The organism is Tenacibaculum discolor (assembly GCF_003664185.1).
In the GTDB taxonomy this organism is placed as follows: Bacteria; Bacteroidota; Bacteroidia; order Flavobacteriales; family Flavobacteriaceae; genus Polaribacter; species Polaribacter discolor.
This window is the reverse complement of sequence record NZ_RCCS01000007.1, coordinates 413,356-438,404: the sequence shown is the minus strand read 5'-3', so window position 1 is coordinate 438,404 and position 25,049 is coordinate 413,356. Positions and strand designations below refer to the sequence as shown.

The window sequence follows — 25,049 nt, the reverse complement described above, 5'->3', positions numbered from 1 at the left end:
GTTGATTCCCATTGGCGTACAATCTCTCCACAGCCATCTACCACCGTATTACTTACTTCGGTAAACACTACGTCTACTACTGTATCACAATTATCGGTTGCGGTAATTGTTGGTACTGCTGGTATTGCTTCACAGTCCACACTTACATCGGCTGGTTCCTCTGATAAGACTGGTGCAGTAGTATCGGTTACAGTGATGGTTTGGGTATGACTTACTGTGTTTCCACAATTATCGGTTGATTCCCATTGACGTACAATCTCTCCACAGCCGTCTACTACCGTGTTACTTACTTCAGTAAACACTACATCTACTACTGTATCACAATTATCGGTTGCGGTAATTGTTGGTACTGCTAGTATCGCTTCACAGTCTACACTTACATCAGCTGGTTCCTCTGATAAGACTGGTGCAGTAGTATCGGTTACAGTGATGGTTTGGGTATGACTTACTGTGTTTCCACAATTATCGGTTGATTCCCATTGGCGTACAATCTCTCCACAGCCGTCTACTACTGTATTACTTACTTCAGTAAACACTACGTCTACTACAGTATCACAATTATCGGTTGCGGTGATGGTTGGTACTGCTGGGATTGCTTCACAGTCTACACTTACATCAGCTGGTTCTGATGATAAGACTGGTGCAGTAGTATCGGTTACAGTGATGGTTTGGGTATGACTTACTGTGTTTCCACAATTATCGGTTGATTCCCATTGGCGTACAATCTCTCCACAGCCGTCTACTACTGTATTACTTACTTCAGTAAACACTACGTCTACTACAGTATCACAATTATCGGTTGCGGTGATGGTTGGTACTGCTGGGATTGCTTCACAGTCTACACTTACATCAGCTGGTTCTGATGATAAGACTGGTGCAGTAGTATCGGTTACAGTGATGGTTTGGGTATGACTTACTGTGTTTCCACACTGATCTGTAGCATCCCATTTACGTACAATCTCTCCACAGCCATCTACTACCGTATTACTTACTTCAGTGAATACTACTATAGCATTATTACAATTATCTGTTGCAGTGATGGTTGGTACTACTGGAATTGCTTCACAGTCTACACTTACATCGGCTGGTTCTGATGATAATACAGGATTTTCTGTGTCTTGAATAGTAATTATAATTGAATCTGTTCCTGTTTTACCACAAGTATCTGTTACAGTAAACGTTCTTGTAACTGTAGTAATACATCCATCATCAGAACTAATTGCATCTATATAAGTTATATTTGCTATTGTTCCATCATCTGAAGCCGTATAACCAGTGGTAAAAAAGCTATCTTTTATATCTGAAGATTCTACTAAACTAAAAGAGTATCTAGCATTAGTATTTGTAATATCGTTTTCATCACAACCTTCTAAGTCTAAAGTTTCAGGAACACTTATTACAGGATCCTCATCATCATTTGATACTAAGGTAATAGAATCTACTTCTTGACAACCATTAGCATCAGTAACGGTAACTGTATAAGTCCCCTCTGTTAACCCACTAAGGTCTTCTGTAGTTGCTCCTGTATTCCATAAGTAAGTATAATCTGCTGTTCCTCCTGATACTGTCAAATCAATAGCTCCATCACTTCCTCCACAACTTAAATCACTTCCTAAAAGAGAAAGAGATAATATTGGTGGTTCTGTTATAGTAACATCCGCTAATGCTATACAACCATTGGCATCTGTTACAATAACATTATGTGTTCCTACTCCTAAGCCACTTACATCTTCTGTAGTGGCTCCCGTACTCCATAAATAGGTATAAGGAGCTTTTCCTCCTGTTACTGTTAAATCAGCTGTGCCATCATTAACCCCATTACAAGTAATATTCGTTCCAACAATAACAGCTGTAGGAGTACTATCAATGGTAATATTTTTTATTATTGAGTTTGTATCACCATCTTCGTCGGTCACAATTAATGTTACCATCTTTGATCCTGCACTCGTGTAATTAACAAGATGAGGCCCTTCTGATGTTGCCACCGTCGGAGAAGCATCCGTTCCAAAACTCCATTCATAAGTTAACACCCCATCTCCTCCTGTAGAAGTATTTGTAAATGTTGCTCCTTGAAATCCGCTATCGTTAGTTCCACAATTATATTCAAATGTAAAATCTGGTGCTATTGGTGTTTGTACATCAATTGGTGGTAAGTTCTCACCAGAACACTTGGAAGTTTGTGTAGCACATCCTGGTCCTACAACACTTCCAGGTGTTTGCCAAGAAAGATAAACGTCTGTTAAAGTTAATTCTTCACCACAAGTGTAATTTATTAATTCAAACATTTGATAAGTACCTGGACTAATTGAACCTGGGATTCCAATACTAATCTTATCAGTACCTACATAAACATTTCCGTCTTTATCAATTTTATCTGTACCATTCATCAAGTAAAACTGCATGTATAGGTCAATTTTACTTGCTGCTTTTGAAATATCTACATATAAATAAACGTTAGAGAGCTGTTGCCCTACTGTACACGTGCTTATTGGATTTCCATTTATGTCTCCTATATAAACACTCCCTATTTCAACATCCTGAGCTCCACACCCAGAAAGGCTACAGGGACTCTGCATAGATACCGTTGTTTGTGAAAAAATATAGTTAGCACTAAACAACAAAAGTATCAGCATTAATTTTCTTAAATGAGTAGTTTTCATTCCCATACCTTAACTTTTAAAATTTAACTTTTAAATACTCTAAACTTCTTTAGGTATTACTCTTATCAAGTCTTAGTGTTAGCTAAAACCATTTTACGGGGATAGGGTAAAATGGGGGTGGTTGGGGTAATTAAGGGTTACGCATTTCTGAGTATTACAAGAATGTAATACATCAATAATACACAATGGGTATACAATAAATTTTTTGAGGAAACTAAAATAATACTGAGTGGGAATAGTATTATTTTGAGGGATTAACGTTTTTTAAGTTCTAAAAACTGTTATACCAAAAGTAGCACTTATTTTTAGGTTTAAAAAATGAAATGTTAAAAAAGGGTGTTTTCCCCTATGCTCATACAGGTAAAAAATATGTTCTATATATTTTATAATACTTCTTTTTTAATTAGGTAATTTTGCAGTATGATACAAAACGATACAATTATTGCTTTAGCAACACCAGCAGGGGTTGGTGCTATTGCTGTTATTAGACTTTCTGGGGAGAAATCGATAAAAATTGTAGATTCATTTTTCTCTTCTATAAAGAAAAATAAATCATTATTAAATCAAAAATCTCATACCCTACACTTAGGTCATATTGTAAATAATGGAGTGGTTATTGATCAAGTTTTAGTGTCTATTTTTAAAAACCCGCACTCTTATACTGGTGAAGATGTAGTAGAAATTTCGTGTCATGGTTCTAGTTTTATTCAACAAGAAATCATTCAACTTTTCTTACAAAATGATTGTAGAATGGCTGATAATGGCGAGTTTACTATGCGTGCTTTTTTAAATGGTAAAATGGATTTATCGCAAGCTGAGGCTGTTGCTGATGTAATTGCTTCTAATTCTGCTGCTTCTCATCAAATGGCAATTCAGCAGATGCGTGGAGGTATCACCAATGAATTAAAAGAATTAAGAGCTCAACTATTAGATTTCGCTGCGTTAATTGAGCTTGAACTAGATTTTTCTGGTGAAGATGTTGAGTTTGCTGATAGAACCAAATTTAAAGAATTGGTTGCTAAGATATCAGCTGTTTTAAAGCGTTTAATTGATTCTTTTGCTTTTGGAAATGCTATGAAAAATGGAATTCCTGTTGCCATTATTGGAGAACCTAACGTTGGTAAATCTACGTTGTTAAATGCCTTACTAAACGAAGAAAAAGCTATTGTATCTGATATTGCTGGTACTACTCGTGATGCTATTGAAGATGAACTAATTATTGATGGTGTTGTTTTCCGTTTTATTGATACCGCCGGGATTCGTGAAACAGAAGATGTTGTTGAAAGCATCGGGATTAAAAAAGCTTATGAAAAAGCAGAAAATGCACAACTAATTATCTTTTTAATTGATTCTAATAAATACATACACTCAAAAGAATTATTTTTAGAAGAAATAGAGACTATTAAACAGCGTTTTCCTAATAAACGTTTATTAGTTATTGCTAATAAAATAGATACATTATCTTGCCATGATTCTTCTATTTTACAATCAGAAATTGAAAACTTAATTCTACTTTCTGCTAAACAAAATATTGGTGTTGATGAGTTAAAACAAGAACTTATTTCTTTAGTGAACACAGGTGCTTTAAGTAACAATGAAACAATTGTTACTAACTCACGTCACTTTGAAGCACTAAACCATGCTCTAGAAAGTATTAATTCGGTAAAAAATGGAATTGATTTAGATATTTCTTCTGATTTATTTGCTATTGATATTCGAGAGTGTCTAAGACACTTAGGAAATATTACTGGTGAATATGATGTTGATAAAGATATTCTAGGACATATTTTTGGGAATTTCTGTATTGGGAAGTAAGAAACGAAAACAAAGGAAACCAAAAGAAACAAAACCCAATAAAATCAATACATTAAGCTAATTTTTTCTCAATGACAGGTTTTCCAGCATAGTATTCTTCTATTTTGTTCTTTATGAATTAGTTTTTTGCTTCTTGTATGATCATTCTACTGTTTTAGTTTGTACATATTTTAGGTATATATAGTTTAAGTTGTTTCTGAATTTCTGGATGTTGATTTTCTATATTATAATCATCATCTCCCTTTAATTTTATTTCAGTCTCATTATTTGAAGGGTTGCATATATAGCTATAGGTTTCCTCGTATTCTTTTGACAGAACTTCGTTAACAAACATTTCTACTTTAAAAGTTACTTCACTAAAATTGTTGTTAGTTACAATTTTGTTTTCTGTATAGATCATTGCGCAACCAGAACCACAGGAAATAACAAAAGAATTATTTGCTCTTCTTTCTGAATCTACTAAAATTATTCCTTCTGAATTATATTTAAAGATATCTGTTGTGATGTAACGAATTACACTACTCTCTCGGACATTTATAACCTTAACTTTATAGGTGATTGTTATTATTTGATTTTGAGTATTTGTTTCCAATAAAATTTCATCAAATGTTGATTGCATCGTAGCGCCATTTGGTATTGTGGTACAGCGTTTCAATTTTTCTATCGACACAGAATCTTTTGAAAACCATTGGTTTAAAAAGTCTAAATGTCTGTCGGAACATTGGTAACCTAAATCTAAGTAAGTGAGCAGTTTACACTCTAAGTTGCTTCTGCTTTCATTAGGATTTCTTCCATCCCATTCGCATTCATTCCCTACAAAAGTAGAAATATAACCCAAAGCAGCTCTTTCGGGTTCAGTGATGTTTTTTTGATAATCTTTATTAAGCACGATAATGTTAATATCTGTTTTTAATTCTTCGTCATACACCGTATCCCGCCATAAAATTTTTACGTTTTTATTGTTAAGTTCGGAAGTCTTTACTTTTGTTGATGACACTAAAAATTCTTTAAAATCTAAATACTCAGGGTCACCAGCAGGTCTAATACTGTCTATTTTCCAGTTTATAATAATTATTTGTTCTTTAAAAAATGTTCCTTCCCATTTATCATCACTAATCAATGCAACTGTATCATCATTGCTTTTTACAGTAAATAACACTTCGTCATAATCAATATTGTTAAAATCTACATAGGCAACTGTATCGGTGTAAATTTTTCCAAGGTGCAATTCTTCATCTGGCCTTAAACGGCTTTTAAAACTATCAAGAGTCTTACTTTCTTCTTCTGAAGACTTTATAATGTCTTTATTATCTGCTTCTACTTTAAACACTGTATTGATTTCTGTTTTTACAGGTTTTTCAGGTGTATTTTTACAAGAGGCTAAATAAAGACTCAGTAAAATAGCCAGTAAAAAAAGTGGTGTAATTTTATTTTTCATATTTTTTTAAAAATTAATGTAACTCTAATTCCCAGTCTTCGTATGGAGGCATTACTTTAAAATTAGGGTCACAATACGAACGGATATAATCTACCGCTCTTTTTTCGGCATGCTTTGCATTGAGTACTTCTCCATTTTCATCCAGCTCTATGACATTGGCAAAAATGGCAAAGGCTTGTTCAATTGCACTGGGCTCTTCGCCATAAAGTTTTAGATAATCAACACCTTTTAACAGGTAGTGTGTACCACTTGCCATAAAATATGCAAAGGTTCTAAGTGCTCCGCTAAATGATTCGCTTAGTTTCATGTATTTATTTATAGGTTTTACCATCAAATTTTAACACCGATGTTTTGGTAGTGATGGTATCTTTACTTTTACAATCTCCATTTTCATCTTCAAAAGCTATATTATTGATGATTTTATGTTTTACTAAAATATCAAAATAACCATTGTTTTTTTCTTCTGAAATAATGAGTGTTCTTTTTTCGGTTATAAATTCACCATGACAATTACCATCCCATTCACCTCCATTGTCTATTATTTCAAAATTATGTAGGACTTTCTGCAAATTGTTATTAGCTATTATAAACAAGGAAAGACTTTCATTTTCATAAGGATTTACACGTGAACTACCAACAAAATGAGTCTTAACTCCAAAAGCACGTTCATTTTCCGTAATGGTATAAGGTGCAGTATCTATAACTATTTCTGTTAGCATTATAGCATCTGAGGTCCAGCCGTTTGTTTCAGCACTTTCAAAATAGTGAAATAAAACCTGTTTGTTTTCTATATTAACATAGGCAATATGTGTATTGAGCGAAAAGTAATGTTCTTCTTCGCTACCTTCTACGATTTCGGGAATAACCACAATAGCTTCATGTGGGCGGTTGGGCAGTATTTTAAATGCTTGTAAGGCGGGCATTAGTTTAGAGCGATCTATATTTAACTCGTCTATTACCAATTCATAAAATATATCGCTAATGCCTAGCATTCTAAATTTTCCGTTAGGTTCAATTTTAACAACATCTGTTTCTTCGCTCACCTTGTATTGATAGTTGATGGTAATACGATCTGTTTCTATTATTGATTTTGTTCGAGCCCAGCTTTCAACAATCTCATCATAAGCTATTATCTCATAAGCAATCACATTACCTTCTAAGTCATAATTAATAAGTCTAGATTCTATTTCCTCATCGCTTTGTAATGCTGTTATGACTACAGTGTAAAAGTCTTTGGATAAGTTTAATCGGTATGCATCAATGGCACGGTAATTAGGCTTGAGTTCTTTCCAATTTTTATAAACCTTAGCAAGCTTTAAGGCTTCGGTATTTATTTTTTGATAATCGCCCTTATCTATAAGGTTATCAAACGAAGTGCTATCCACCAAAGGAACCGTTTTTAATTTTAGCTTCAATAGTTCTTCTTTAAAGGTTGTAGTAAAATGTTCTGATGGTTGGGCTACAGCTTCAATTTCATCAGCTACTGTTTCTACAGCATTTTCTATTTCTTGTATTTCTATGGCTCCTTTTACTGGCGTTTTTTCTTTATTGCTTTTTACGCAAGCGAGAAGTAAAAATATTATCAGTAGATAGCTATATTTCATTTTAAGTTTATTTTTTTTGTAATATAATGGTATCTATTTTTACAACATCACCTTTTTCATAATACTCCAATAGACCATAATGTTGTGTACTGTCATTTTTATAAAGACGGATATTGAAAATGGCTAGTTTTTCATTCTGATACATGCTCAAATCTTCTACCGAAAAACCGCCTAAATCTTCTTCATGATTTATAAAATAGGCAGTACCGTAATCTTGAAATATAGATAGTCTGGAACTTTTGGAATAGTTATAAAAAGCTAACGCTGCGTAAGGTGCTTTGTGTGTGTTTTCTGTGTATTTTTTTCCATTGGCTATAAAATTGAGATCTATTTTTTCGACAACTATTTTTTTAATGATATTGTTTAAAGAATCTTGGTTTTTAATCTCATTTTTTACCAAATATAAATTAGGATATACGTTCGATTGAATGAATTCCATTTTTACAAAAAACAACTGGTAAATAGTAACGCTAACAATTGTGACAAACAGTATTGATACCACACCTACAACTCTTCCTTTTCTTGCAATAACCCATTTTACAATTTTGTAACTCAGGAATAGGACTATACCAAAAAGTAAAATGAGAAAGAAGATAAATACTATTTCCATTTGTGATTTTGTTTAAATTATGTCGATTACTTTTTCTAACACATAATGTATGATGGCCACTACGATAGTAATTATAAAAAGAGCTCCAAATTGAACAATAATTAATTTACCTTTCTTTTTAAATTTCTTTTTTAGATAAAAAACATCTAAAAGGATAAGCAAAAAAGTAATTACGAGTCCAACTACCAATCCAATATGAAACAAGCCCCAATTATAAAACATATGAGCTAAATATCCCAATCCTTCTTTAGGCATATTATTAGCTCCTAAAACAATCCGCATATACGTTATACCTAACACTATGGAAACTATTGCCCATAAAGTATATGTAGCAATTTGTTTTAGTATTTTCATATTTCTAGTTTTCTTGTAGAATTGTTATAATTTATTGTTAATTAATAAATAATATCCACAATCACAACTAAATAAAACAGTTGTTTTTTTAACTATTAGATCTAATTAAATCATATAGCTAAAGTATTTACTTCTGCTTCTAACTCTTGAAAAGCTCTTTGCTGAGCAGGAGCTAACAAAGCATTTTTTATTTTGCCCGTAATTATTTCAATAATATTTTGTCGTGCCTCATGGCTTTTACCAAAATAAGCATTCATAATCGAATTTGGTATGACATGATTTATTTTTACTGTATTATCTTCTACAAAATGGAGTTTTATAGCATGCATTCCACTTTTCTTAAGTACAATACATTGTGCTATTCGTCCGTTTTCGTCAGTTCTCATTTCCCATTTGTCATATTCCTTAGCACAATCAAAAGTTGATTTGTTTTTAAAATAATTATAAAGCGTATCTAATGAATTATATTCGTTTCTTAGTGTGATTATTTTCTCCATTGATATAAAGATTAGGTTATTTTTAATTTAATGATTAGCAAACCGACTTATTATATAAAAATCGGTTTGCTTTTTTGTGTTTCTTGAAACTATAATTATTATTGACAATGATAATTAGTTCATAAACGCTGAACCTGTAGAAAGAAACATATCTGCTCCTGTTTCACAAGGGATATATCTGAAAATATCATCTTTACCATCTTCATTAAAATTTCCTATGCACCATCTATCAGTTCCATTACCAGCTCCTGTCCAACTTCCAGACTGAACAAAACTACTTCCAGTAGATAAAAACACGTCAGCTCCACTAGTACCTGGCAAATATCTAAACATATCATCTTTACCATCTCCATTAAAATCTCCTATATGCCATCCAGTACTACCATTGTGAGCTCCTGTCCAACTTCCTGACTGAATAAAACTATTTCCTGTAGATAAAAACACGTCAGCTCCACTAGTACCTGGAACATATCTAAAGATATCATCTTTACCATCTCCATTAAAATCTCCTACATACCATCCTGCATTTCCATTATGAGCTCCTGTCCAACTTCCAGAATGCACAAAACTACTTCCAGTAGATAAAAATACGTCAGCTCCACTAGTACCTGGAACATACCTAAAAATATCATCTTTACCATCTCCATTAAAATCTCCTACATACCATCCTGCATCTCCATTATGAGCTCCTGTCCAACTTCCAGAATGCACAAAACTACTTCCTGTAGATAAAAATACGTCAGCTCCACTAGTACCTGGAACATACCTAAAAATATCATCTTTGTCATCTCCATTAAAATCTCCTACATACCATCCTGCATCTCCATTATGAGCTCCTGTCCAACTTCCAGACTGGACAAAGTTGTTTCCTGTAGACAAAAATACATCAGCTCCGCTAGTACCTAGAACATACCTAAAGATATCATCTTTGCCATCTCCATCAAAATCTCCTACATACCATCCATCATCTCCATTGTTGGCAGTTGTCCAAGAATTGTAATTATTGCTTATGGTTATACTAGGAGTTGGTGCTGTCCACCATTCGAGGTAACCATTTCCATTAACATAATCCCATATATATATGTAGGCCTTAACGGTATAAGTACCATCTGGTAAATCATATTGATAAAAATCTAAACAATTGTTAAATGGTCCATACGTTGTTCCTACATAAGCATATAGATTATCATCTTTAAATAAAAAAAAATCGTATATATCCGCACCTGATGGAACACAGGCTGAAAAGTTATAATTTAAACAATCTTTATTGTAATTCAAACTAAATTCACTTTTTGCTTGAAATGAAATAACAATTTGTTCATATTCTTCTTTTGATAAAGGTTTTCTCTCAGGCGGAATTTTTTCTTGTACCTGTTTATGTTCAGGGAGTTCTTTTCTTTGTTGATGTTCAGTATTTAATGAGCTTGAATCTAATTCAATAATTTGTTGTTCACAACTACTGAAAGCAATAATGCACAATAGTGTAAAAATAATTCTAAAATTCTTTTTTTTCATAATTTTAAGCTTTAAATGAGTTATATTTATGTTTAATTTATTAATAATCCATCTCGATAAAATCTCCGTTTAATTTATATCGGAATGTAAATGTTGTGCCTCCGTTTTCAGGATTCAACATCACAACGTATTCAGTTTTAGTGATGTTTCCATTTTTTGGAAACTTGATATATGCCATGTTTAAAACAGGGTTATCTATACCTTTTTCAGCAGTTAATTGAGTGCTCGATTTTTCAACTAGTTCGCCTAATTTAGACAAGTTGATATTGTTTTTTAGCTGAAACATAAAGTCTGCTGCTTTACTTCCTTGAGGTACTTCTAATGAAATTTCTGAGTTTTGTTTCCACTTACCTTGTGTTTGGTTCCATTGTCCCATTTTTAGAGATTCAGGTGCTGAGGTAACGGTTACTCCAATAATATTTCCTATTGACTTATTATGAGTAATTGTTAAATCTGTATAATATGCTTTATTACCAAATTCGTTTTTGAGTTCTTTTTCTATAGCGGCAAATCCTTCTTTATTCGCTGCTTGCTTACTTGTTGATTTTCCGCAAGAAACTAACGAAGTAAATATTGCAATGATTGCTATAAGTTTTAATACTTTCATTTTCGTGTTTTTTATTATTACACCACTAAAAGTATATAGCAAAAGTGAAATAGGAAATAGAAGATCTATTTCTGGAGTTTTTGAATAAATAAACGTGATACTTTACAGAATATTCGTAAAAGCAATAACTTAATTATTTGTCCAGTTTAAGAAAGTGTTTAAAAACTGTTCTTTTTTTCGAGTAGACACTGGTATTTTTTTACCATTTTTTAGATGAATAACCCCCGATTTATCGTACTTATCTATGAATTTTAAGTTGACTATATAGGATTGGTGAGGACGTGTAAAATTAGCATTAGAAAGTCGCTCTTCAAACTCTTTTAAGGTTTTTGAAACCAGATGTTTCTTATTATTAGAGCAGTAAAATGTAGTATAGCCTTTATCTGATTCACAAAATAACAATTCGTTTAAATCAATTACCTGAAAACTATCATGTAATGATAAAATTAATTTCGAATCTTCATTATTCCATGCTTGTTTTGTGATTTGTACTTGTTGCTTTTGTTGTTTTATAGGGAGTTGTGCTACTTTTTCTAGTGCTGTTTGTAATTCGTCTATATCAACGGGTTTTAATAAATAATCTACAGCTCCAATCTTTAAAGCACGTAGAGCATGCTCTTCATAAGCAGTAATAAAGATTACTTTAAAATCGAGATTTTCTGTTTGCTCTAAAAAATCAAAACCCGTACCATCTGTAAGGTTTATATCTAAAAAAACCAACTCTGGTTTACAGGCATTGGCAACTACAACCGCTTCTTTTACATATTCACATTCACCCAATACTGTTATTTCTGTATCCAGTAACTGTAATAAGTTTTGTAAACCTTTTCTAATATATTCTTTATCCTCTATTATTAATGTTTTCACTACTTTCAATGATTATATAAGGGATTGTCAAAGTAACAATAGTTCCTTGTTCGTTATATTTTTTCCTGTCTTCTACAGTAACAGAACCTTTCTTTTTAAAGTCTTTTGATAGTATTTGTAATCGTTCTGATGTAATAGTTGTTGATAATGATTTCTTATCTTGATTTTTTCCCTCTTTCAAATAATCTATACCTACTCCGTTATCTTTAATAACACAAATTAATTCTTCATTTGAATAAGTAAGTTTTATATTAATAGTTTTATTTCCTGTCTGGTTCACAAAAGCATGCTCTATAGCATTTTCTACAAATGGCTGAATAAGCATTGGAGGAATTTTAAAGCTAGATGTATCAATACTGTCTTCTACAGAAATAGTGTAAGCATATGATTCGTTTTCTAAATTTTGAAGCGCTAAATAGTTATCTACAGCAATTAATTCTTGAGAAAGTAACACGGTTCTATCTCTAGAGTTTTCTAAAATGGTTCGGAGTAATTTTGAAAATTTAGATAAATAAGAAACCGATTTTTTCTGTTCTTTATTCAAAATCATGCCTTGCAAAACTGAAAGTGAATTAAAAATAAAATGCGGAGTCATTTGCGAACGCAACAGTTTTTGTTCAATAATTACATTTTGTGTTTTTGATTTTTCGTTTCTCAGTTTTAAGAGTAGAATGATGATACCTAAAGCCAAGGTTATAATTAAAAAAGCAACAACCCCCAAAAACAGATTTCGTTGTGACTTTTTTAAATTTTGAGAAGTATCAAGTACTGTTTTAGTTAATTTTAACTCTCGAATACTAGCTGAGTCTAAAGCTTGTTTATATTTATACTCGTATTCTAATTGGGTAATTTTTTCAATATTTTCTTTGTTGAAAATACTATCATTTAATATTTTGTATTGCTGATAGTTTGTAAGAGATTTTTTATAATCACCTGTATTCTTATAAATTATAGAAAGAAGCTCTGCGGTTTCTTTTTGCAGTTCTAGTAACTTCATTTCAACAGCTATTTCTTGACTTTTCAATACATAATTGAGCGCCTTCTGATATTGCTTCTGAGAGTTGAAACACCTAGCTAATCCTAAGTAGGAACGACATAAACCGATTTGAGAACCTATTTCTTGATTTACAACTTCAGCTTTTTTAAAGTTTTTTAGAGCCTTCGTTTCTTGATTTACTAAAATTTGAACATCTGCTACATCATTTAAGCTTATACCTATTCCTCTCTTATTATTAATGCTTTCACGTATTTGTAATGCCTTTTGAAATTCTTCCAGCGCATTTACATAGTTCAATTGGGTTTTATAAATACTTCCTTTAACACTTAAGCAGATAGCAATAGTTATTTGGTTATTTTGTTTTTTAGAAACTTCTAAAGCTTTATTTACATAAATTAATGCCTTTTCAACATTCCCTAGATTATCATACACCATTCCTATATTCAACATTAATCCTGCTGTATGGTTAGATAGCCCTAACTTTTCATAAATATCCACTGCTGTGTTAAAATTCTCTAGTGCTCTAGGGTAATTTCCTTGTTCTCCAAATATGCTTCCAATGTTAGTGTATGCTCTTGCAACACCCATAGTATCTTTGACTTTTAGTTTTAACTCTTTAGACCTAGTATAATTACTGATAGCTTCTACATAATTTCCTTGGTCAGCATAGATATTACCCATATTATTTAAACTTCCGGCAACACCTTTTAAGTCATTTAATGATTCATCTATCTCTGCGGATTTTTTATAATACACTATAGCATTGGCAAAATCACTTTGATAATAATAAGCCATTCCTATACCATTATTTGCATAAGATTCTCCTTTACTATTATTTAAAGATCTGTATAATTTAATAGCTTCTTTAAATTTCAGAATACTTTCTTTATAATTAGATTTTTTAACATCTATATGCCCCTTGTAGTAGATAACATCTGCTTTACCTGTAGAGTAATTTATTTTTTTTGAAATTGTTTCGGCTTCATTCAATAATAGTCTAGCTTTTTCTATTTCTAAATCTTGAATCTCATAATAAAGACCTATTAAAAGATTAACTCTTATAGAATCTTCTGCTTTATTATTTTCTAATTCAATTTTTAGGCTATCTATTTTTTTGTTTTGAGAATGAATATTCACAGTAAAAATGAAGAAAACAGATAGTGTAAGAATATACTTGATGAATTTCATAAAATTTTTATAGCTGGTTTATAGCAAAATAGCGGAGTTAAATCTAGTAAAATTAATTTTAATAACTTTTAACTGACACTTATTCTAGTTTTTATTAAAAAATAATAAATGATTAGGTTAGAGTGTAAAAACCAAAACACAAAGTTTGAAATATAGAATTAAAAATTTATCACCTAATCTAAACGAAGAGTTTACTTGATGATTTCTTGTTATAATTATAACTTCAGTTAAAAATACTCTTCTATTTTTGCTTCAAATTTATAACGGTTTACTACGCTTATAAAACAAATTTTTATCTACTTACATAGGTTTATAATTTTACTACAAATTGTAAACTAAAAAAATGGGACTATACATTACTAGCGGAGCACTATAAAGATTGGCCTTTACCTCAAAAGGTTATATGGTGTAGTCTGCTTTTCTAATATTCAAACAATCATAAATACATCTCATGCATGGAAAGAAACATAAAAACACAATCACAAGAAAAAAAATATCAAACTATAGGTAAACTTACAACTAGTAAAATTATAGACCATTTTGTTGAAAGTGAAAATGAAGCTCTACAACATGAATTTCAAGGTAAATTTTACCCTTATCGTCATTATGATATTACCTCAACTTTAACTAAAGCATTAAAAGGAATTGACAAACAAAAAATTATTGACGCTTTTTTTCACTCATCTAGATTAGGCATTATTATAAAAGTAAAAGAAAACAATTACCCACTTTTATTAAAAGGTATTGAAAGAGCACTATCCTCAATTGGAAAAGGATATAATATTAATGTTTTAAAACCTAGTAAGGTATTTTTACTCTTTGGAGTGAATTCAATTAATGATATAGAAAACTTATACAATACAGAATATAACGAGTTTTTAGAAAATTTAAAGTTTGTTACCAAAGTTAATTCTTATACAAGTTATCCTAGTCTAAGAAGAAAACTAAAAGCAACACTTTTCTTAGAGAATCCTATACTCTTAAGAAGAGCTCAAAAAATGACTCCTTTCTTTAATCAATTTAATTTTGAAACAGCTGGAGCATTGGTTCTACTATTAGTTGACTCTTCAAAAACTTCAAAACAAGTTCTTTTAGAGTATCATAAAACAGATTTACCTAGAGAAACAGTTTGGGTTCTTGGTAGTTTTTATAAAGACTTTAAAACTTCCGAAGCAAATAAGCTACTTCTTAACGACTTATATAATAAATATCCTGCGGAATGGGTTGACGAATATTATAACTCTATTTACTAGTAGTTTTATAAGTATTTTTGCTTTATGGATTCACTCACACAAATTGTTCTTGGGGCGGCTGTTGGAGAAGCTGTATTAGGAAAAAAGGTAGGAAATAAAGCAATGCTTTATGGAGCTATTGCAGGTACTATCCCTGATTTAGATGTGTACATTGGTAAGTTTTTCGACACTGTTACAGCGCTTGAAATACACAGGGGTTTTACTCACTCTGTTTTTTTTGCAATTGTTTTTGGGTGGATTTTCGGTTGGTTCATTTCCTTGTATGAGAAAAAAGCCTCCACTAAAGAATGGGCACAACTTATGTTTTGGGGATTTTTTACACACCCAATTCTCGATGCACATACTACCTGGGGAACTCAGCTTTTTTGGCCTTTAGACATACGGTTAGCTTTCAAAAATATTTTTGTTATCGATCCAATATATACACTACCTTTTTTGATGTTTCTTTTGATGGCTATGTTTCAATCAAAAGGATCTAAAAAAAGAAGAAAATATAACAACTTAGGTCTTATAGTAAGTAGTTCTTATATGGCAATTACCATTATTATCAAGGGAATTACTTATACTAAATTTGCACATGCTTTAAAAGAACAAGGAATAGCTTATAAAGAAATAGAAACCAAACCAACCCCCTTTAATACCATTTTATGGTCAGCAAATGTTGAAACTGAAGATGCTTACCTTATTGGTTATTATTCTTTTTTTGATACCCAACCAATTGAGTTCTACTCCTATCCTAAAAACCATCATTTATTGGGTAATTACAAAGATGATATTTCAGTAAAACGACTCATTAAAATCACCAAAGGTTGGTATACCATTTCTGATAAAAATAATAGTTTATACTTAAACGATCTTCGTTTCGGCCTTTTAAGCGTAGCTCCTAACTTTCAACAATTTGCTTTTAGCTTTGAAATAGCTGAAAAACAAGGTAAAACTATTATAAATGAAGTTCCTAGAAATCGTGAAAAAGCAAAACAATTATTAAAAGACTTATGGATAAGAATTCAAGGAAATTAACTGAGTAATCCCTTTATATATCGTAAATTTGCTGCTCTATTGTAAAGCAGGATTACTCAGATTTGAGACATAAATATTTTCACTTTTTTTCAATTGTTTTTATAGTTCTTACTCAATTCGCATTTATTACTGCGTTATTATTGGAATATATGAACATTTTTACGGTAATATCTCTAATAACACTTATTAGTGCTCTCATAATTTACACTTATATAAAATTTTTTAAGGTAACAAAAATAGATTTTGAGCCTTTTTATGTAATGATTTTTGTTATAACTGGTGCTCTACTTACAAGTTTCTTGCATCTTTTCACTAACTTTAATTCTGTATTAGCAGCAGCATTTATAGGAACAATCGCTTCCTTTTTACCTAACCTAAACAAGAAATCAACATTTCTTCAAAATATCCCTAATGCCATGTATTGTGGTTGTTTTGTAGGAATGTCGCAAAAGCATGTTGCAATTGATTATAGCTTTATAGTTATTTCAAGTACAATAGCTAGCATCTTTTATATGTTTTCAAAAAATCTGTTTCATGGGGTCGGCGGCAAACTGGGTACTTTTGCTTTTGGTAGTGTTGTTATATCCTCTTTATTGCTTTTAATCCTTTCATAATGCTTCCTACAATATCAATATACTTAACAAGTATACTCGGAGCTTTTTTAACGTTTTTAGTAAGTACTAAATATAAACAAGGCCCTGTAAGAGCCTCTGCTCTACTCACTCTTATTGTTGCTGGCTTTTGCTTTCTTTTTCCTGAACTATTTTCAGAAGATGTAACTAAACAAATTCCTTGGGTATTCTTTGGAGCCTCATTTGTTGGTATGACTTCTGAAAAACTTACTCGAAACTATACTTCAATTGTTTTCGCTGGAGTTGTTTTTGGTTTTATTTATACAGTTAGCCCTACTTTTTTCAATGGTTATGGAGGTGCGTTAGGAACGGCTGCTTGTATATCTATTTTAGTTACTATTGGACTAAATAACCTTATTAGACATTCAAAAGCATTAAAAAAGAAAAAAGCTTTACTTAAGAAAGTATCTAAAACGTCTTCTTAAATACAGTTTTACCACTAAAAAACAAAGACTTATAATCTTATTTGGTTTATAATTAATAAGACTTAAAAAATTAAGTTAAATTAATTTTTTTAAGCAGTTTATTTGCGAATTTTGTTGTCTCAAAAAAATAAAATCTTACCTATGAAACGTTATTTAAAACCATTAAGCTTTCTTCTTATATCATGTTTCCTATTTATTTCATGTTCAAGTGATGATAATATCGAAGAGCAAAAATATTTAAACATTCCAGATGCACAATTTGAGACTAAACTAATCAATCTGGGTATAGATTCTGATGGCATTATCAACCAACAACTATTAAAAAGTGACGCATTAGGAGTTATCAGTCTTGATTTAAACTCATCTAATGATGGTATAATTACAGATCTAACAGGTATTGAAGGATTTACTAATCTAAAAAAATTACATGCAACAGGAAACAATTTAACCACAATAGACTTGAGGTTTAATAAACAGTTAGATACTTTGGTACTTGCTGGGAATTCCCTTAAAAATATTGATTTGAGTAACAATACAGAATTAATCAAGTTAGACCTTGATGTAAATGAATTAAGAGCTATTACTGGGTTAAAAAATGCTACTAATCTAAAATCGTTAAGTCTATACTATAATTCATTAGAAACGTTAAGTATTGACAACCCTAATTTAGAAACCTTAAATGTTAGAGATAATTTCCTAGTGTCTTTAGATGTTAAAAAAGCAATAAACTTAAAAACCTTTTTAGCACAAAATAATAAGATTTCAGAAGTAGATTTTACCGCTAATAAAGCTTTAGAGGTTTTAGCTTTATCTGATAACAAGCTTAAAAATATAAACTTGAAATCTAACAGTAATATTGAAGTATTATATTGTTCCAGTAATTTACTTACATCACTCGATATAAGTGGGTTGGTTAATTTGGGTCGCTTAACTGTTAATGCAAATCCTAGCTTATTCTGTATTAAGATACATAATGGTCAAAATATCCCCACGTTTTCTAAATCTGATTACCAAGAATTTAACACAAGTTGTAATTAATAAAATCTTGCTATGATAATATCTCCTAATTATTTAACTTAAATTACTTTTGCTAAAAACAATAATTCTCAGATAATATCACTTAACTTTATGCTTCCGAAAATCTATGAAAATTTAATTTTTCTTTATGCTTTATTCACTTAATGTGTGAAACATTTTTGCAAAAGCAATTTCAAGAAAAATAGAAACCTCCATGTTCGTTTTACCCTCTTCTAACATTTTTAAAATAGTATTTAAATGTGTATGCTTGAAATTATAAAAATCTCCTCCTTCTTTATATAAATCTTCCTTCTTTAAGTTTTCTAGCTGTTCAAGCATATATTTATTTGCTTTGTAAGCTGATTTTCTTTTATTTAAAAACAGTTGCATCTTTTTATTCTCTTTTTTGCTTGATTTATTATACATAGATAAAGCTGTTTTATACTTCTGTTCTACCGACCATTCTACCCTTTTGGCATCTCTATACAATTTCTTAAGTCCATTAAAAGCTAAATCATAATATGTATTTATATAATCTTGATTCTTATGTAAATGACTTAAGTACTCAATTGCCTTTTTCTTATACTTATTTTTAGATTTTAGTTCAGCATCTTTTAACTCTTGTTCTAATACCAAAAGTTTATCTGCTATTTTATTTATTTTTTTTATCTCTTCAAATCTCTTTGCTTTCCCAATAATTAATACTTCTGGAGTTATTTCATGAGGCTCTCCTTTAAACATATGTTCTTTATAAGAAAAACTAAATACACCTCGAGTTCTTTCTTCTTTAGCCTTCTTTTTTGCAGATAAATCAAAAGCGTAATTATAACCGAAAGTAACTGTTAAGTCTTGAGTATTCTTTAAAGAGGTATTTCTAAATAACTGAATAGCACTTAAGTTAAAATTATGCTTTTCTCTATACACATAATTTGTATTTAATCTAAAGTTTGTGGCACTTGCTTTATTTGTTTTACTATTATTTTGGTTATAAGAAGTACTAAATGTTGTGTTTAATTTGTCTTTTAGAAATTTTTTATTGACAGCAACTGTTGGTCCCCATGTATACGACTCATCTCTTCCTATGGTATTATAGGTAGTATTTAAAGCAGAGGTTATATTTATTTTCCTTTGTGGTAACCCTAATGTATAGGAGGTATTAAAATTATGAAAGGTAGAACCATTACCTATACGTACAATTCCATTTTCAGCATTGGCAACCGTTGCTAACGAATAATTTGTATTTAAATTTTGTCTTCTATTTTTACTATTCTCTAAAATATAGCTCACATTAACATTGGCATTCTGAGATAATTGTTTGTAATTAAACCGTTCTGCTTGATTATCTAATAAGTTATCATCATTTATAATTTCAAACTGATCTAGTTTGTTATTAGTATAGGTAGAAAAGTTAGAGTAACTTCCTGTTATATTTACTCTTTTATTCATCGCGTAAGTAGCATTTATACTCCCTACTGTTCTACTAGTATTGGTCTCTTTTTGATTGGCTAAATCGTCTCGTTGATACCCTATATTGAATCCTAAACTTATTTTGTTATTAAATAAAGACGTATTACCATTTAAAGTAATATTTTCAAAATCATTATTAAAATAATAAGCTCCTAATGTTTGGTATCCTGGATCTATACGCTCATAGCCTACTCCAAATCGATACTTATCAAAGCTATATTCCATTTCTGTTTTAAACGCTTTGTAATGTTCTGTTGAAGCTCTATTATTAAATAATAAACCTGCTATACCGCTACTGTGGTCTACTCGTTCTGCTCTTAAATCTTGTGTTATCGCTGTTGAGGCGTACTCTCCTTTAAATCGAAGTCCATCAGTTACTGTTACAGTTCCCGACATACTTAATACTAAATTTTCTTTAGGTAATACCTTTTTTTCTTCTGGAACCGCACTTATGGAATTTATTTTGTCTTTTGCATAAAAACCAATTAATTCTAAGCTATATCTTTCCTTTTTAAATCCTACTTTAGCACCATATCCCATACGTTTAAAAGCAGGTTGTGTTCTGTTATCTTCTGAATCTTCTGTGGCTTTTAACAATCGCCCGTACATTGCTGAAAATGTAAAACTTCCTTTTGGAGTTAAATCAACTCCTCCCCCTGTAAATTGATGTCCTGCTAAGGTATACGGAGAAAAACTCATGCTCACATCCCCAATATGAGCTTGTATCCATCTATATTTAGGGTGCAAACTCAAACGATTAAAACTAAACGGTAACTGGTACTCTAAATCATCTCCTTGATTAGAAAAACTATAGCTTACAGGAATTGAAAATTCATAAATAGTAAAATTTAAGCTTCCTTGTAAAAAATAGGTAAATGGTGCTCTCGCGCTATTTTGGTTTGATGAATAAAACACAGAGTTAGCAGCGATGTTTCCGCTAACTTTAAATGGTTTTCCTCTTCCTATATTCTCAAAATCTAATTGTTGTCCTACTATACTTTCAGCAAAAAATATGCTTAAAATAAACACTACTACTTTTAGTGTTTGCCCCCTCATTGTAATCATTAAAATATTCTTTTCTTTTTTATAACTGTTTTGCTAAACACTCTTCTGAGTCTTTAACTTTTACGTTGTATGCCCCTTTATTTAAATTACTTATTCTTGTTGTCTTTGCATTCGTAAACGGAAACCATGTTTCATTATCAACATTATTTCCTGTATAATTAACCCAATTCGTGCCATTAAAAACTTGTATTACATCATCTTTTTTTAGTTGGTATAAAAATGTTCTACTACTTTCTCCTGTCGCACTAATATCTATATACCCATCATTCTCCATAAAACAATTTTGATCTGCTGATCCTGTTACTTGGAAATCAACTTTTGCTGTTTCTTCAATAATAAACTCTACAGGAACTAAATTTGACCAAGAAATGTCTTCGGGATTTATTCCAACTCCTTTTTTTCCTGTTTGATATTTAAGTTTGTAAGTTCCATGAGGTAAATTGTTTACCCATCGATACCTATAGGTAGTTTCGTTTATTTTCTCTAGAGATTCTATATCAAGTTTTTGATCTAAAATAACATCGTACTCTCCAGATTCTGTGTTCTGTTGATATATAATAACTGCCAACTTTTCTGTTGTGTGTAAATCTCTTTTAAAGTCTAAAGTTAAGCTTCCATCTGCTTTATAATTACAACTTGTTTTTTGGGTTACCACTGGTTTTTGTAATTGGGGAGAACAAGAAATAACATTATATGTAACTGTATTAGACACCAATGAACACGAACTAACTTGTATAAAAACATTCCCTAAATAATTATTAAAAAAAGAGGAATTTACAGTTAATGAACTATTTCCTTGATAAGAATTTGGAAAATTAATCCAATTACTATCTCCTAAATGATATTGCCATATATAGCTATTATTTGAAAAACCTTGACTAACTTCATTAGTATTAATAACTACATCATTACAAGCTATATCATTTTGAACTGAAGATTGATTAATTGTTATTAAAGGCTCAAACAAAAGTTTATAATATGCTTCAGCATCTCCTTTAACCAAATGAAACGTTAAATATCCATTACAGAATAAGTCTTTATTAAACTCTTTAAAATCTGTCATTTTAAAATCTATAAATTCTGGGCTACCTCCACCACTATTGATATCATCAGTATATGTCTGTATTTGTTCAAATCCAATTCCATCAGGAAACCCATCTTCATCATTATCTTTAAGATACCAGGTAGTGTCAGTCGTTTCTATTGAACTTGTTCCTGCAGCTGCACCTGTATAAGTCATTGTCATTGGCTTTGTAAAATCGATATATTGATTGAATTGAACAATGTTTAAAACATCATCATCGTGTATACCGTATTCTATTATTTTTACTTTTATTTTTTCATACAATTCTTGCCCAAACCCCAAAAAACTATAAAAAAATAGTAGTATAAATAACCCCTTTTTCATTTTTCTCTTCCTTATTGTTTTGCTAAACACCCTTGTGAATCTCTAACTTTTACGCTGTACGCTCCTTTATTTAACTTACTTATTCTTGTTGTCTTTGCATTGGTAAACGGAAACCATGTTTCATTATCAGCATTATTTCCTGTATAATTAACCCAATTCGTACCATTAAAAATTTGTATTACATTATCTTTTTTTAGTTGGTATAAAAATGTTCTACTACTTTCTCCTGTCGCACTAATATCTATATACCCATCATTAACCGTAAAACAATTTTGATCTGCTGAGCCTGTTACTTGGAAATCAACCGCTGTTGCTGGAGCAATAGTGAATGGATCAGAAAACTCAAGGCTTTTCCATGTATCGTCTGCATCATCTATTCCTCCTGAACCTGTGTGTGTTTGAAACTTTATTCTATAACTTCCAGCATCTAAAGGTTCTGCCCAGGTATAACTATAAACTCCAGAATTATTGGTTAAGGTTGATGTATATTCTTGTCCAAACAATACACTGTCATCTGTACCATCATATAACGTCATTACCAACTCTTCTTCTGAGTTTAAATTTCTATTAAAATTTAAAGTAAAACCTCCATCATTTTTATAGCTACAGCTTGTTTTTTGAGTTACTACTGGTTTTTGTAGTTGTGGAGAACACCCTACTACTTTATAACTTAAAGTGCCTGAGTATGCATTGGTGTTTGTTTCGCCTTTTAATGAAGTGTATCGAACTCTTATTTGAAGGTTTTCTCCTACTTTTAACCCCGCAAAGTCTGATTGTGATATTTCAACTATACTTGGATTATTTCCATATGGTAATAATTCCTCCCAATTTGGATTACTTGGTATTTTATACTCTAAAGCATAATATGAACAATGTGTAGAAATATTTAAGCTTTTTGGTTCACAAGATTTTAACTCGTTTCCTGTAACTCCGTAATTATTTATGGTTTTAAAATCTTCTATTTTAATTAATTTAAACTCCTCAATACTTTTATTCAAACAACCTATTGGTGAAAATGTTGCTGTAATTAGTTGTGCTCCCAGCATACAACCATCAAAACTCATGGAATCTGAATTATTAGTTACATTATTACAACCAACTACAAAACCAGGTGAAAACCTTCCTTTTGAGTTTACCGTAGTTATTTCTTCTGTAAAAGTTACTATTTTAAACTCATCGATGTTTACAACTGATGGCCTAGTTAAGTTTACACTAAACAACTCCCCTGCATTAGTAGTTATGGTATTTTCAAAATACAAGGCATTACTAGTTACGGCAGATGAAAAAGAAGCCTTATACTTAAATAAATAAGTATGTTGACTAAAACTAAGCACACTGCACAGTAAAAAAATTATATGTAGTAGTTTCTTTTTCACAGCAATTTACAGCAGTTACTCATCTAAGTATTTAGCTAATGAAGATCTATTCTCCTTTATAACTGGTGCCAGTTTATCTAAATTCAATACTTTATTCTTATCTAAAACCTCTCTTTTTAATTCAATAAGTTTGTTGTTTTCATATAAGTCATAAAGTAATTGTGGCTTAATATTTTCAAATAAACTTACCCAGTTAGTAAACCTATCATTAATCTCAACATAACCATTACTATCTTTCTTATATAGAATGGCTTTATTAATATTATTTCTACTATACTTAATTATACTGTATGTATTGTTATTATCTTCAAATGTAAATTTTGAAATTAATGTTGTAATGTCTTTATCTATTAAATTAAACTCAGGTTTTCCTTCATACCTTTTCTTTGTCTTCTCGTTAGAAACTAGCTTATTATCACTTGATAAATATTCTGAAAAAAAAGATTTCTCTAATATAAAATCTTGTTCTGTTTTAATTTTAAAAACTTCTGGTGTTTGCCTCAGCTTCGCTTTTGGATAATTATATCCCTCAACAATCAGTCGTTTATCTTTTACTTTATATAAACTTTCTTCATTCTTGGTTTTATACCAACCTCTAAAAATATTTGCTAGCTTTTCAAAGTCCAAGCCTTTATTTTTCCCTCTTGTTCTTTTTATTAAATCTTTAATAAAATCATCTTTGGACTCCCCTTTTAACAACTCTAACAAAACAATTGGCTCAAAATTAGAAAAAATACTTACCATATATTCTTGATTCAATAAATCACTTATATACCATCTATCTTTAACTTTTTCTATGGAAATTACCCCTATAATAGGAAATGGTATCTTCTCCATAATAAATGAGTATTTTAGAAAAGCCATATTCCTCCCATTATAATTGTACTCATATACAGTTTCTATTTGTATATAATTTTTAGATGTATCATTTTTTTTAACTGCTTCAAAGTGTTCTTCATCCCTAACTATTTTAGTTCTTCCATCTAAGTATTCACTCAATGCCCATTTTCTATTAGAAGCAGAAAAAAAAGACTGTATTAAACCTTCATAAGTAGAATAATCAATTTCTTTTTGAGAACCTACTTGGTTTACACGCAAAGGTGTTTCGTATATTTTATAAGTAGCTATTACTTCTTTTGAAAAACGAATAGCTATACCTTCTCCTTTTTTAAATTGCGAATAACTAATTGTTACTATAGTTAATAATAAAGATGTTATTAATTTTCTCATTATT

The 25,049-nt window shown here is 30.7% G+C and carries 22 protein-coding genes; 7 read left to right on the top strand and 15 right to left on the bottom strand.

The features are described 5' to 3' along the window. On the bottom strand, positions 1–2,576 hold a 2,576-nt coding region (locus C8N27_RS10510), incomplete at its 3' end, for an HYR-like domain-containing protein (protein ID WP_449453303.1). A 504-nt stretch (positions 2,577–3,080) separates the two neighbouring features. Here C8N27_RS10510 and mnmE point away from each other — a divergent pair. Further along, complete coding sequence (gene mnmE / locus C8N27_RS10505; RefSeq protein WP_121147316.1) at positions 3,081–4,475, top strand: tRNA uridine-5-carboxymethylaminomethyl(34) synthesis GTPase MnmE; 1,395 nt, start codon at positions 3,081–3,083, stop codon at positions 4,473–4,475. A 154-nt stretch (positions 4,476–4,629) separates the two neighbouring features. Here mnmE and C8N27_RS10500 read toward each other — a convergent pair whose 3' ends face one another. The 10 genes from C8N27_RS10500 to C8N27_RS10455 all read right to left on the bottom strand — a co-directional run bounded on the left by C8N27_RS10500 (position 4,630) and on the right by C8N27_RS10455 (position 14,152). Beyond that, positions 4,630–5,913, bottom strand: coding sequence for a hypothetical protein (locus tag C8N27_RS10500; RefSeq protein ID WP_121147315.1), 1,284 nt, complete (start codon positions 5,911–5,913; stop codon positions 4,630–4,632). A gap of 13 nt (positions 5,914–5,926) precedes the next feature. Beyond that, entirely contained in the window at positions 5,927–6,220 is a 294-nt protein-coding gene (locus C8N27_RS10495) for a DUF7677 family protein (RefSeq protein ID WP_120187696.1), read from the bottom strand. Positions 6,221–6,224: 4 nt separating this feature from the next. Beyond that, complete coding sequence (locus tag C8N27_RS10490) at positions 6,225–7,517, bottom strand: PA3715 family protein (RefSeq protein WP_121147314.1); 1,293 nt, start codon at positions 7,515–7,517, stop codon at positions 6,225–6,227. Positions 7,518–7,524: 7 nt separating this feature from the next. After that, positions 7,525–8,127: a hypothetical protein gene (locus C8N27_RS10485; RefSeq protein WP_121147313.1), complete on the bottom strand. Its 603-nt coding sequence runs from the start codon at positions 8,125–8,127 to the stop codon at positions 7,525–7,527. Between the two features lie 12 nt (positions 8,128–8,139). Further along, positions 8,140–8,481 (bottom strand): hypothetical protein, encoded by a 342-nt coding sequence (locus C8N27_RS10480; RefSeq protein ID WP_121147312.1) that lies wholly within the window; start codon positions 8,479–8,481, stop codon positions 8,140–8,142. A 110-nt stretch (positions 8,482–8,591) separates the two neighbouring features. Further along, positions 8,592–8,978, bottom strand: coding sequence for a hypothetical protein (locus C8N27_RS10475; RefSeq protein WP_121147311.1), 387 nt, complete (start codon positions 8,976–8,978; stop codon positions 8,592–8,594). 114 nt (positions 8,979–9,092) lie between these two features. Next, positions 9,093–10,493 (bottom strand): FG-GAP repeat domain-containing protein, encoded by a 1,401-nt coding sequence (locus tag C8N27_RS10470; RefSeq protein WP_121147310.1) that lies wholly within the window; start codon positions 10,491–10,493, stop codon positions 9,093–9,095. Positions 10,494–10,533: 40 nt separating this feature from the next. After that, positions 10,534–11,100, bottom strand: a complete 567-nt coding sequence (locus tag C8N27_RS10465) for a hypothetical protein (RefSeq protein ID WP_121147309.1) — start codon at positions 11,098–11,100, stop codon at positions 10,534–10,536. A gap of 129 nt (positions 11,101–11,229) precedes the next feature. Next, positions 11,230–11,967 (bottom strand): LytR/AlgR family response regulator transcription factor, encoded by a 738-nt coding sequence (locus C8N27_RS10460; RefSeq protein ID WP_121147337.1) that lies wholly within the window; start codon positions 11,965–11,967, stop codon positions 11,230–11,232. Continuing rightward, positions 11,942–14,152, bottom strand: a complete 2,211-nt coding sequence (locus C8N27_RS10455; protein ID WP_121147308.1) for a tetratricopeptide repeat protein — start codon at positions 14,150–14,152, stop codon at positions 11,942–11,944. Before C8N27_RS10455 ends, C8N27_RS10460 begins: the two co-directional genes overlap by 26 nt. Positions 14,153–14,607: 455 nt before the next feature. On the opposite strand from C8N27_RS10455, the gene C8N27_RS10450 reads away from it, so the two are divergent. The 5 genes from C8N27_RS10450 to C8N27_RS10430 all read left to right on the top strand — a co-directional run bounded on the left by C8N27_RS10450 (position 14,608) and on the right by C8N27_RS10430 (position 18,520). Then, positions 14,608–15,405 (top strand): hypothetical protein, encoded by a 798-nt coding sequence (locus tag C8N27_RS10450; RefSeq protein ID WP_121147307.1) that lies wholly within the window; start codon positions 14,608–14,610, stop codon positions 15,403–15,405. Between the two features lie 24 nt (positions 15,406–15,429). Beyond that, positions 15,430–16,425 carry a metal-dependent hydrolase gene (locus C8N27_RS10445; RefSeq protein WP_121147306.1) on the top strand — a complete coding sequence of 332 codons (996 nt, stop codon included), beginning with the start codon at positions 15,430–15,432 and terminating at the stop codon, positions 16,423–16,425. Positions 16,426–16,685: 260 nt separating this feature from the next. Beyond that, complete coding sequence (locus C8N27_RS15800; RefSeq protein ID WP_147431721.1) at positions 16,686–17,039, top strand: hypothetical protein; 354 nt, start codon at positions 16,686–16,688, stop codon at positions 17,037–17,039. Further along, a complete protein-coding gene (locus tag C8N27_RS10435) occupies positions 17,039–17,482 on the top strand; it encodes a hypothetical protein (protein WP_176550604.1) in 444 nt (147 codons plus the stop codon). Before C8N27_RS15800 ends, C8N27_RS10435 begins: the two co-directional genes overlap by 1 nt. Before the next feature lie 141 nt (positions 17,483–17,623). After that, a complete protein-coding gene (locus C8N27_RS10430) occupies positions 17,624–18,520 on the top strand; it encodes a leucine-rich repeat domain-containing protein (protein WP_121147304.1) in 897 nt (298 codons plus the stop codon). A 132-nt stretch (positions 18,521–18,652) separates the two neighbouring features. Here C8N27_RS10430 and C8N27_RS10425 read toward each other — a convergent pair whose 3' ends face one another. The 3 genes from C8N27_RS10425 to C8N27_RS10415 are packed head-to-tail and all read right to left on the bottom strand — an operon-like array spanning position 18,653 to position 23,503. Then, positions 18,653–21,031 (bottom strand): TonB-dependent receptor, encoded by a 2,379-nt coding sequence (locus tag C8N27_RS10425; RefSeq protein WP_244174743.1) that lies wholly within the window; start codon positions 21,029–21,031, stop codon positions 18,653–18,655. A 19-nt stretch (positions 21,032–21,050) separates the two neighbouring features. Continuing rightward, a complete protein-coding gene (locus tag C8N27_RS10420; protein ID WP_121147303.1) occupies positions 21,051–22,439 on the bottom strand; it encodes a hypothetical protein in 1,389 nt (462 codons plus the stop codon). A gap of 11 nt (positions 22,440–22,450) precedes the next feature. After that, entirely contained in the window at positions 22,451–23,503 is a 1,053-nt protein-coding gene (locus C8N27_RS10415; RefSeq protein ID WP_121147302.1) for a hypothetical protein, read from the bottom strand. Between C8N27_RS10415 and C8N27_RS10410 the strand changes: the two genes are divergently transcribed. Further along, entirely contained in the window at positions 23,502–23,750 is a 249-nt protein-coding gene (locus tag C8N27_RS10410; protein WP_121147301.1) for a hypothetical protein, read from the top strand. The genes C8N27_RS10415 and C8N27_RS10410 overlap by 2 nt on opposite strands. Before the next feature lie 80 nt (positions 23,751–23,830). On the opposite strand, the gene C8N27_RS10405 is transcribed toward C8N27_RS10410, so the two are convergent. Continuing rightward, positions 23,831–25,045: a hypothetical protein gene (locus tag C8N27_RS10405; protein ID WP_121147300.1), complete on the bottom strand. Its 1,215-nt coding sequence runs from the start codon at positions 25,043–25,045 to the stop codon at positions 23,831–23,833. Positions 25,046–25,049 lie beyond the last annotated feature (4 nt).